3 protein-coding genes are annotated in these 11,773 nt (G+C 73.9%); all 3 read right to left on the bottom strand.

What is annotated here, in order from left to right; translation table 11 throughout:
- Positions 1-1,297 precede the first annotated feature (1,297 nt).
- On the bottom strand, positions 1,298-1,918 hold the full coding sequence (locus tag ABZY91_RS25315; protein WP_355405360.1) for a hypothetical protein: 621 nt from the start codon (positions 1,916-1,918) through the stop codon (positions 1,298-1,300).
- Between the two features lie 2 nt (positions 1,919-1,920).
- Entirely contained in the window at positions 1,921-8,922 is a 7,002-nt protein-coding gene (locus tag ABZY91_RS25320; protein ID WP_355405361.1) for a DnaB-like helicase C-terminal domain-containing protein, read from the bottom strand.
- A 1,004-nt stretch (positions 8,923-9,926) separates the two neighbouring features.
- On the bottom strand, positions 9,927-11,663 hold the full coding sequence (locus ABZY91_RS25325) for a hypothetical protein (protein ID WP_355405362.1): 1,737 nt from the start codon (positions 11,661-11,663) through the stop codon (positions 9,927-9,929).
- Between the last annotated feature and the right edge of the window lie 110 nt (positions 11,664-11,773).

Raw genomic sequence — 11,773 nt, forward strand, 5'->3', positions numbered from 1 at the left:
GCGCGCCGTGTCCTCCGGACACATGACGCGCCGTCACTATCGTGACGGAATGATGTAACGCCACTTCGTGGCTCTTGGCTGACTGGGAGGGTGGGCCCCGGTACAACTCTGGTCGGTCGACTGTGCATCAGGGCCGGCTTGTGTAACGTCCGCACTTGAGGGTGTCTCCCTCCCCTTCCGGGTCTTCGGAGCTTCAATTATGGCTCTGAACTGGGGTTTTGTTCTTCGTTCAGGGGTCCTGCTGCCCTGTTGTCGGTGCTGGTTCTCGGGCCGGCCTCGGCTTCTTCGGGCGCCCTCCGGGCGCTGCCCGTGTTCTGTACCGGTGTCCAGTGTGTCACGATCCCCGCTGCGTTACAAGTCATCAGCTCAAGATTCGTAACTCTCAGTCAGTTGCAACCTTCCCCAATTGGTCTGTACCACTGGGACAATTCTAGCGACCGGACTAAGGTATGTACAGGGTTCCTGGGGGATTTTTGTAACGCGCTTGAATTGTGGTCGACTCTGCAGAGCAAAGAGCGCGTTGCTATCCTATGCACTTCTCTCCTCAGAGGGAAGTTGTGTACCGCTCTGCCGGGTCGGGTCCTGTATCAGAATTGATCTGCCGGGGAATCCCGCCGGAAGGCCTGTGCCCCTATTCGGGTTGCACTGGGGATTCGTTCTTCGGTGCCCTCGGTGAATTGTACCGGGAATTCTTCCGGAGTAGGAACCGGGCGTTGCTTTCCGGGGGCGCCTCGGTGCCGCTGGCTCGCCGGCCGGCTCCTGGTCGGCCGGGCGGCGGGCCGGGGCCGGCGGTACACAGCTGGGTGCCGGCCGGCGACGGGGTGGTCCCCGTGGACGGCGGCACGATGTACGCCGGCGACGTCATCAGCGGGCCTCTGCAGCCGCTGGGCATGCACCTGGGCTGTCGACAGGCAGCGTGCGCAGGTCGTCTTCGCGGCCTCGGGCCGGCTCGCGAGGTTCGCGTCGGCCGGCGGCCGCGGCCCGGGCCCGCACCTGGTCGGGCTCGGAGCTGGCGGCCGCTGGTCGGCCGTCCTGGACGTGGCCGGCGACGTCCTCACGGTGACCGGGCGGGTCGGCGCCCCCGTTCTACGAGGGCAACCTGAACAGCGCGCGCCTGGCGCCGCACCGCGCGCCGCCACGGCGTCTTCTTCACCCTGGCCGGCAGCATCACCGGCCCCGGGACATCGCGGGGGCGCAGCAGCGGGGGCGTACGTGTTGCTGTGCCTGGTGGTGCTGGTCTGAGGTGGGGCGCGGCTGTGGGGTGGTCAGGCGTGGGCAGGGCGCAGCTGTGGGGTGGTTAGGCGCCGAGGCCGAGGTAGGAGATGTAGGTGTAGGCGCCCCAGTCGGAGTCGAGGTCGGCGATGACGTCGTCCCAGACGTCTTCGAGTTTGCTGGCGTCGCCGGCGACCATGGCGTCGACGGCGTCGTCCCAGACGTAGCGGACCTGCAGGGTGCGGATGCGGAGGTTGTCGCGGCGGCGGGGTTCGTCGACGACGTTCTGGTTGATGGGGTGGATCTCGACTTTGGTGCCCTTGCCGTTGTTGTTGAGGTGCTGTTTGAAGGCGCCGGGGTTGTTGAGGATGTTGGCGGCGCGGAGGTTCCAGTAGGCGGTGTCGATGGCTTCGAGGTTGGCGGGGAGGGGGTGCTGCTTGCCCTTGGTCCAGGCGCGGATGGTCTGGGGGACGGCGGTGATGCCGGCGTCGGCGAGGGCTTGGGCGCCGCCTTGGGTGGTGGTGAGGTACTTCATGCGGGCGGTGAGGCCGCGGCGGGTGGTGGGTGGTGATTTGATGCCGCCTTCGATGATCATCCGTTCGAGGGCGTCTTCGAGGGCGCGGCCGAGGGCGATTTTCCCGTGGATGTTTCCGGGGTCGAGGTGTGCGCCGTATTTGCCGAAGTTCTTCCATCCGTCGGTCGACACTGTTAGGCGGCCTTCGCGTTGAGGGTGTACTGGGTCTTGAGCTTCAGTTGGGTGGTGAGGCGGCCTTCGTTGAATACCGTGCGCCATGCGGTGTTGCCGGTGATGTGGAGTTCGTCGGTGCCGCGGAGGCGGACGATGGTGAGGCCGTGTTCGTGGGCGCGGTGGGCCTTGTACCAGAGGTTGGCGAATGCCTGGCTGCGGATGATGTGCATCCAGTCGGGTCGGCGGAGGTCGCGGTTGAAGGTGGATTCGCCGATGGTGGAGACGAACTTGGCGTAGATGGCCTTGATGTATTTCTCGGTGACGTCGTCGCCTTCGAGGATGGCCTTTTCGCGGCCGATGGTGAGGACGCGGCGGAACTTCTCCGCGAGGTTCTCGGTTGCGCCGGAGGTCCATGCCTGGGTGATGTGGGGGGCTTCGGCGAGGCCGAGCTTGTGGCAGCGGATCAGGAGGCGGATGGTGGCGTCGTCCAGGAGGACCGGGCCCGGCTCGCGGCGGTTGCCGATGGGGTCGGGCAGGTGCAGGTGTTCCCAGGTGGGGCGCTTGGGCAGGAGGTAGATGCCGGAGCGTTTGGGGTCGAAGCCGCCGTCAGGCTGGTACTGCAGGGCGCCGATGGGCAGCCAGGTCTTCAGGGCGCTGCAGAAGGCGGCGTTGGTGTCCAGGACGTCGACGTCGACGTCGGGGTGGGTGCCGGCCTTGAGCTGGTCCATGAGCGGGCCGTTCTCCCACTTGTGGCGGCCTTCCCAGATGTCGTCGGCCCCGTCGCGGGATTTCTTGCTGAGGAATTCGAGGCGTTCCGGGTAGACGGTGTGTTCGTAGTTTCCGCCGACTCGGGTTGCCTCGAAGAGGGCCATTCCGTTTGGAATTGCTTTCTTCTCCAGGTCCGCGATCGCGGCCTTGGTGTCGCCGCCGTGCTCCTGGAGGGTCTGTTCGACGAACGAGCTGATCATGTCGAGGTAGTAGCCGTAGTCCCGGCCCGCGTAGTCCCCGCCCCCGCTGCGGGTGGGCTTGGAGGTGGCCGTACGGGCTGCGGCAGCCCGGGTCGGGCGCAGCGGGTGGGCAGGGGGCTGGTCGGGCGTCAGGGTGGCCAGGGTGTTCGGGGCTGCCTGGATGGCGGAGCTGGGATCGGAGCCGGGTTCGAGGTCGGGCTGGGGCGCAGCGGTGGGGGGCTGGGTGGGGTGTCCGGGGGTGGTGACGGATGGCCAGGGGGTGGCCGGGGCGGGGTCGGTGGTGTTGGTGGGCGCCTCCGGCGCTGTGGTGGTGGGGTGGGTGGGTACCTCCGGTGCTGGGGTGGTGGTGGTCGGGGTGGTGGGCGCCTCCGGCGCCTGGGTGGTGGGGGTGATGGCGTCGAGTTCGTCGGGGGTGAGTTGGGGGATGCCGGCGTAGGGGTCGAAGGGGGTGTGGTCGGTGAGGCGGGCGTGGGTGAGGTCGGCGGTGAGGGTGAGGGTGGCCTGGGGGCCGAGGTCGCGTTCGGTGATGGTGAGGAGGACTTGGGTGGTGGGGTCGGCGTGGTGGCGGTGGGTGGGCTGGTGGGGGTGGAGGGTGAGGGTGGTGTCGAGGCCGAGGGTGGTGATGAGGTCGGGGTGGTCGGTGTCGAGGATGGCCAGGACCGGGACGTGGTGGGTGCGGGCGAGGTGGGCGAGGGCTTGGGCGGCGTCGGTGAGGCGGGGGCCGGAGAGGGGGAGGCGGGGGTCGTCGGTGGCCTGGAGGCGGTCGACGACGACCAGGGCGAGGCCGGGCTGTCCGTCGGATGTGGTGGTGTGGGCGAGTTCGGCGGCGGTCTCGGCGATGGCTTCGGGGGTGAGGTCGGTGCCGTCGTCGATGTAGAGGGGGGCGGCGGCGAGCTCGGTGTGGAGGGTGGTGGCGTCGGCCTGTTCGGTGGGGGTGAGGCGGCCGGCGCGCAGGCGGCGGTAGTCGACGGGCAGGTGGGCGGCGACGATGCGGGCGGCGATGTCGGCGCGGGTGAGGCCGGAGGCGGCGTAGAGGACGGGCTGGTGGTGGTCGAGGGCGGTGGCGCGGGCGGTGGTGGTGGCGAGGAGGCTGGCGCCGGTGCCGGGGGCGGCGGCGGCGAGGTAGAAGCGGCCGGGCTGGAGGCCGCCGAGGAGGTTGTCGAGGGTGGGGATGCCGGTGGGCAGGCCGCGCGGGGCCGGGGTGCTGGTGGGGTCGGCGTCCGGGGTGGGGGTGGTGGGGAGGACGGTGGTGAGGGCTTGAGCGAGGGGGGCGAGGCGGCGCGGGGTTCGGGGAGCGGCCGGGGATGGGGTGGGGGTGGTGGTCGGCTGGTCGGCGGGTGCGGTCTGTGTGGTCGGGGTGTCGTCGGCCGGGGCGGCCGGCTCGGTGGCCGGCGGCCGCGCCGGCAGGACCACGGCCGGAGCCGGGGCCTGGGCGGTGGGTGAGGTCTGCAGGGCGGGTGCGGAGTCGTCGGCCGGCGGGGTGGGCGCAGCGGGGGCGGTCGGGACGGGGGCCGGGGCGGCGGCGGTGGGTGCCGGCTGTCCGGTGGGTGCGGTCGGGGCGGCGACAAGGGTGTCGCTTGGCGCGTCAACTCCGTTGCTGGACAGGGTTGTTGGTGTCGTTGAGGGGCTGGCGGGGGTGGGCCGGCTGTCCGGGGCAGGGTCGGACGATGGTGCGGGCCCGCTCGAGGTGCTGGTGGGCGGGGTCGGGTCGGCGGGCGGCGGTACGGCGCCCGGGTCGATCTGGCCGGGGGCCGGCTGCGTGGTGGGGACCGCGGGGGCGGGCGCCGGCTGGCCAGCGGACGGCGGTACGACGCCCGGGTCGGCCCGGTCGGGGGCCGGCTGCGCGACCGGGACCGCCGGGGCGGCGGCCGGACCGGCGGCCGGCTCGGGGGTGTCCCGGTCGGCGGGTGGCGCGTCTTCTCCGCTGCCGGACGGGGATTTCGGTGCTTCGGCGGGCGGGAGTGGGGTGCCGTCGGGGGTGGCGGGGACAAGTACGGCGAGGGGGGTGGTGTGGCGGCGCAGGACCTGGGGGTGGCCGGTGGCGGCGTGCTGGATGAGGTCGCCGAGCTTCTTGCGGGCGTCGGCGGTGCCGTGTGCGGTGGCGGTGGTCAGGTCCCAGCCGAGTGCGGTGGCGGTGGTGGGGGTGGTGAGCAGGGCGTGGTGGGTGCCGCGGGTCAGGAGGGTGGAGATGCCTTCGCCGGTGGCGCGGAGCAGCTGTGGGAGGGCGCTGCGGGCCTCGTGGAGTGTGGCCGGGCCCGGGCTCAGGGTCAGGGTCAGGGTCAGGGCGGGGGCCGTGTCGGTGGTGTGGGGGGTGGTGGGCACGGGGGCGTCCTGGGGGTTCGGGGCGGCGGGCGACGGTACGGGGTTGCCGGGCGGGGAGTCGAAGGGTGCCGGGGCGGGGATCGGGAGGAGCGCCCTGTCGGCAGAACCGTCGGCGGCGGGGGCACCGGCGGCGGGAGGGGCGGGTGCCGGGGCGGCCTTGGAGCCGGGCGCAGCGGCCGGCGGGAGCACGACGGCCCCGGTCCCGGTTGCTGGGGCCGGGGCGGCGGTGCCGGTCGGCTGCGGGGCCGGGGCTGCGGGGCCGGCCGCCGCGGCGGGGGCGGTGGGCAGGCGGTGCTGGAGGAAGACGTGGGAGTTCAGGCCCTCCAGCCGGGGACGTCCGAGCAGCGTGTCCAGGTGCTGGTCGCCCGCCAGGACCAGGGTGAAGCGGGTGTGCTTCCACACGCTGTACAGGTGTTCCAGCGCGTCGGTGCGCAGCAGGTGGGCGCGTGTGACGATCACCGGGCGGTGGGTGCGTTGGAGTTCGGTTGTGATCAGGGCGGTGGTGTCGGCCACGGCGCGGGGCTGCGGGCCGCGCCTGTCCAGGCCGAGGCGGGTGTAGAGGGTGCGTAGGAGTGCGGCGCGGTCGGTGGGTTGCTCGGGGTGGATCCATACGGTGGGCGGGCCTACCGTGTCCAGGCCCGGCATTTCCAGGGCGGCTGCGTCGGGGCCGCACGCCACGGCCGCCAGGGTGTCCAGGAGTGTGGTGGATGCGGGGCCGGTCAGTGTCATGGTGCCGCGCGAGCGGGCGGTGTCGCCCAGCGCCTGGGCCACTCCCGCCAACCTCGCACCCGCGACCGGGGCCGGGGCGGCGATCAGGTAGGCGGCGGGCGGCGGGACGGGGGCATCTTCCGTCACCTCGCCCGCCGGAACGGGAGCCGGGGCCGGAGCGACGGGCGGAGCGACGGCAGCAGCCAGGGCGGGGCGCGCCGCGGAGCCGGCTTCCGGGCCGGCCGCGGGGGCGGGGGCGGTGAGCGTCGGCGGGACGGGAGCCGGGGCCGGGGCGGGCGTGCCGGGGCCCGGCTGCGGCCCGGCGGAGGCCTCGGACGCCGGGACGGCGAGCGCGGGGGCGACAGACAGCGTCTCGGCCAACACACCCGCGGCCTCCCCGGACAGACCCCCCGGACCAGCCAACACACCCAACAGGCTGTTTTCCATCCCCGCTCCGGCGGACGGCGCCCCGGCCGCCACCGGGAACAGCGAGGACAGCGGGCCGGGCAGCAGGGCTGGGGCAGCGGTCGGCGCGGTGTCCGCGCCCGGCCGCGCGCCCGGCGCAGCCTGGGCAGGCACCGGGTCGGTGTCGGACGCCGCTCCCGCCCCAGCCGGGAACGGCGCCGGGTCCGCGGTCCCCGCCCCGACGGCGGGCCGGGACGGCTGCGGCTTGGCGGGCACGGGAGGCCGGGACGGCGCGGGCAGGTGCGGAACGATGACGTCGCCGGGACCCGCAGCGGGCGGGGCCGGGGCCGGGGCCGCGGCGGTGCCGCCCGTCCGGGCGGGCGGGGTGCCCCCTGCGGCGGGCATGCCGACGGCCGGCTCCGCCGGGTCGGCGCAGGCCCTGGGTGCGGCCACGGCGGACGGGCCGGCGGCCGCGACCCGGCCGGACACAGCGGACACAGCGGGCAGGACGGCGTCCCGCTGCGGCCCGGCCGAGGCAGCCGGGACGACGGCGGCCGGGACGGTGCCCTCGGCTGCGGGCGGAGCCCCTTCTCCAGCGGCAGCGGCCGGTACAGGACCGGGCACCGAAGCGGCCGGGCGGGAAGCGGGGGCAGCAGCAGCGGCCGGAGCGGTGCCCGGAGTCTCCTCCCCCGCCGGTGCCGGGACGCCGGCAGCGGCCGGGGCCGGGGCGGGGGCCAGGCGGTGCCGGATGAACACGCAGGACTTGAGGCTCGCCAGCTCGGGGCGGTCAAGGACGGTGTGGAGAGCGGGCTCGCCGACCAGGACCAGGGCGAAGCGCTCCGGCCCGCCGGGTGCCCACAGTCCGTAGAGCGTCTGAAGCGCGGCAGGGGACAGGCGGTGGGCGTCGGGCACCACCAGAAGCCGGCCGGAGCCGTCGAGTTCGGCGGCGATCAGCTCCAGGGTGCGGTTCACCGCGCGGGGCTGCGGCTGCTGCTGGTCGAGACCGAGCCCGGAGTACAGGGCGCGGCGCAGGGACCGTTCGTCGGTTTCGGGGTGCGGCCGAACCCAGAGCGCGGACAGGAGGGCGGGCATCTGTTCGAGCGCTGCGGCGACGATCGCCGCAGCGCAGGACACCCCCGGGTCGGCGGACACCGCGGGGGCGGTGACGCACAGGACCGCCCCGAGCTCAACGGTCGTACGCAGGTCTTCCACGAGAGAAACCGGAACAGCGGCAGCGGGAGCAGCCGGGGCGGTGCCGGCAGCCACGGCAGCAGCCGGGACAGCAGCGGCCGAAGTGACGGACACGGGCACGGCGGCCGGAACCGGGGCGGTCGGAGCCGGGGCGGTCGGTACGCTCACCCCCGCCGGGCTGGCGGCGGGTTGCAGTGCGGCGACGGCGGGCACGGCCGCAGCGGGAACGGCGGCGACCGGCACAGCCCCGGCCGGGCCGGCGGGGCCGGCGGGGCCGGCGGGGCCGGCGGAGGCGGGCACGGCTGCCGGGGCCCCGGAGGTGCCGGGCACGGCCCGGCCTGGCACGGCGGGCGACGCGGCCCCGGGCAGCGCGGCGGGCAGCGAACCGGTCGCCATCGGGCGCAGCGGGTGGGTCACCGGTGCGGGGGCAGCAGTCGGCGGCGTGGTGTCCGCGCCTGCCGGCCCGCCCGTCGCGGCCGGGGAAGGCAGCGGGTCGGCGGCGGGAACAGGGGACAGGGCAGGCATGCCGGTGTCCGGCTGCGGCCGGGCACCGGCGGCCGGGGCGGTGGCGGCCGGTTCCACCCCCGCGGCGAACCCGGCCGCGGCGACCGACGCCAGTGCGGGCCGCAGATACTGCGTCACCACCCGCTCCAGGCCCGCGTAGGCCTGCCCGGCCCGGGTGCTGGCCGGGCCGCCGAACGCGGAGCGCGGCGCGGTGAGGAGCACGAGCCAGTGCGCGCCGGTGATCCTGCCCCGGGCCGCCGCCCCCAGCGCGGCCCGCAGCCCCCGACCCGCCGGGGTGGCCAGGTGACCGCGCGCCGGGTTCACCAGCTGGTACGCGGACATGGCCAGGGTCCGGCCCGCGTCCCGTGGGACCGTCTGCCAGAACGGGTCCGCCGGGCCGGGAAGGACCAGGTACCCGGCCGCCCCCGCCACCGCCACCGGGGCCGAAGCGGCCGGGGGCATGGCGGCGGCCCGCGCCCGACCGGCCACCGCCGGGGCGGCCCGGGCGAGCGGGGCGGCCGGGGTGGGCGACGCCACCGGCCCTGTGGCCGGCACCCCAGCGGGCACCGGGACGCCCCCGGCGGCCGGCACCACGGAGGCCGGGGCGGGCGGACCCGCCGCGGCCTCGGCGGCCGGGACGGACGCGGACAGCGCAGCGGACATCGTGTCCGAGCCGGCCGACGCCACCAGAGCGGCCGGGGTGGGCGCGGAGCCCTCCTCCGCCGACACCGAGGCGGGGCCGACGGCTGGCGCACCGCTCACGGCGGGCCCGGAATCCGAAGCCACCAGGGCGGCGCCGACCGGAGCCACCAGGGCGGCGCCGACGGCCGTGACCGCCGCGGTGCCGCGCCCACCGCCGGCGCCGCCCGGGCTGCCGGTGCTGTCCGCGGCTACGCGGGAGGAACGCGAACGAGAGGAGGACACCAGGGACTCCAGAAGGGCAGAAGAGGAGGAGGGACCGGGCACGGCAGCCACCCACCGACGCCGCGACGGGGGCCGGGACAGGGGCTTTCGATGGGCCACAAGCGGCCCGGACACCCCGCCGGCCGGCCCGGGACCGGCCGGGCACCACGGACCACCAAGCAGCCGGGCCGGGCAGGCCCCGGCCAGGACCACCCACCGAAGGTGTAACGCCCGATTGGCAGTCTAGCCACACCGGTACACAACCCGGGACGGATTGTTGTAACGAGAACGAGTGAAACCAGCGGCAAGCACTGAGACCGGGACCGGCCCGGCGCGGTCGGCACGGTCGGCACGGTCGAGGCGGCAACAGCCCGGACCGGCGCCCGCCCGGCGGGCAGGGAAGCCGGCGGCCCGGGCAAACGGGCGGACGAGGGCGCACGGACCGGCGGGCAGACGGGCAGCGGCCGGCCACGGCGACGGAGCAACAACGGGACGAGGGGAGAGGTCTCTCCCCCACCCGGCCCGCCCCGGCGGCAACCGGACAACAGCGGGCAGCAGACCCTGAGACCGCGCTCTGGTGCCAGCCCGCGGAGCAACAGCCCAGACCGGCGGCCGACGCGGCCCCGGGCAGCGGCGGCCGGGCAGCGGGAGCCAGCCATGGCAGAGCCCGAAATCGGGATGGGCCGGACGGCGAACGGACGGCCGGCCAGCCAGCCAGCCGCGGCAGCGGAACGGCAATGGAGCAGTCGGCCAGGGCGGCGGAGCGGCAGCGACCACCGGCAGCTCCCTTGCCGCAGTCGAGGGTGCTGGCCTGGCCGATCGGGCTGCCCGGGTCCTGCTACTCGAGCAGCGGACAGTCCACAAGATCCCGTCCGGACAGCTGGTTCGGGCGGGATCTTCGTGTGTCGTCCGGCCTCGGCCTGCCCTCCCGAAGAACCCTCTCGGGGCGGCTGAGACCAGGACTCGGGACTGGCAGCCTCCGGGCTGCCCCTGGGGATAGTCCGGGAGCGGCGCGAGGGCGCCGATCACCAGGCAGATGGATTGCCTGCTGCCAGCCAGAGAGCCTGGGACGCATGACGCTCCACCCTGTCCGAGTACCGCTCACTCTCGTCCTCGTCCCCGGGCCGTACCTCTGGCATTCGCGCGTTGATCAACGCCACGGCTCGGCCGACCGGAAACCACACGGGCAGGCTGCTGATGGACGAGGTCGGTCCTCGCATCGCCCCTTCCCGGCCGTCGTCTATCGGTTCGCTCCACTGGGCGATCCCCGCGAGCATCGGCGCCAGCAGGCCAGGGTCCCGTTCGAGGGCAGTGTCCAAGGTCGACTGGATACGGTCAGCGCCAGCGAGGTCTGCTGTCCAGGCCATCAGCGGCATGACGTTCGCCTGGTTCTCCTCCCAGACCTCCACGCTCTGCCATGTCTCGGCCACCAGGATCCGGCGCGTTGCGTCTCGCGCCACCCGCTGGAGATCGGTCCGCCCATCCTGTTCGGCAGTCATGGCCAACTGCCGCAGGAGGAAGGCCGCCACGCATAGAGGGGCCTGCGAACTGGCCTGGGTGATCAGTTCTAGGAACGTGGAGTTGTCAGCGTTTCGAGCGACCCGGGCCGCCAGGCGGGCAGTCATGTCGAGGCCGATCGTCAGTAGCGACGGCAGCTCCGGCAGACCGGACACCGTCCCGGCCGCGTCAACCAGCCGACCGTAGAGGTCCGGGTCGTACGGGCGGTGCGTCACCCTGCCCCACGGAGCGGCCTGCTCGAGCAGTTTACGATGCAGATGTGCTGCTCGGACGTCGGCGTCCTCCTCGGGTTCCGATGGAGTGGGCCGCTGGGGTGGCACGGGTGTCTGCTCCCCTCGACCGGCGGCGGCGAGTGCCTTCGCTGCCTGCTTCAATTCGTCCGTCGCCTCGCTCAGTAACGTGTCGTCGGGTCCGGGCGGGCTTGGCCACCTGCTGGCGGCCCGGACGAGATCACGCGATGCCGCCTCCACCCAGTCGCACCAGGGCGCCAGGGCCGGGTTCGCGGCCTGCGCCGCGTGCAACTCGCCCACCAGCAGACGGATCTGTCCTGCCTGAGCCGCCTCCGCTTCTCGCAGGGCCAGGTGGAGAGCTTCTTGCAGGGGGGTGATCTCCGCACGCGACGGCTCCACCCGTAGCCGGTTTCCGTCGGTGTCGAACACAGGCATGCCGCGGTTCACGCGGTCACGGACGGCGTTCCACGCCACCACGGCGTGGGCTGCCTCCACGCGGTGGGCACGCGCCAGCTCGATCATCAGCCCCGTGTTGCGGGCAGCGGCGACCACCGCTTCCGCGCCGGCGCCGGCGATACCGGTCCGGTGCGCGTCGAATGAGGCGGCTGCAGCCTCTTCGGCCTGCTCGTCGTTCAGCGGCCAGGAGCGCTGCAGGTCCAGGTACTCCTGTACCTGGACCTTCTTCCACTCACGAAGCAACTCCGGTGGGAAGTGCTCGGGCGTGTCGTCAATCTCGGCGGCATGATCACTGCAGAGAGGCAGGAGGTTCGACTCGCTCCGGTTCTCCTCCGCGGACATCTGCGAGTCCCATCGCGGGCCGTTCTCACTGCGCGCGTGGATGTGGGACACGCGGCTGTTCAGCAGCCACTCGCCGGTCTCGTCGTTCGTCCGGTACAGCGGCCGCCGGCACTCCGGTTTCCCGCAGCGGAAGGCTGTCGCGTACAACTGCCTCACGGTGCTGTGCTTGGGCTTCGGATGCGAGATCGGCTTACGCCGCGACTCAGGCTGCGTCATCCGGGCATTATCTCTCCCGCGGCTGACACATCCCCCGACACAGGCTGGCTTCGGTCAGCGGACCCGATCAGGGCGGGCGAGGGCGAACGGCCCGGGCCGGCGCAGCGGCG

Source organism: Kitasatospora sp. NPDC002965 (assembly GCF_040611255.1).
Classification (GTDB): Bacteria; Actinomycetota; Actinomycetes; order Streptomycetales; family Streptomycetaceae; genus Kitasatospora.

Coding starts and splice junctions, on each gene's coding strand:
- ABZY91_RS25325 (WP_355405362.1), bottom strand. CDS start 11,663: ATGACGCAGCCTGAGTCGCGGCGTAAGCCGATCTCGCATCCGAAGCCC.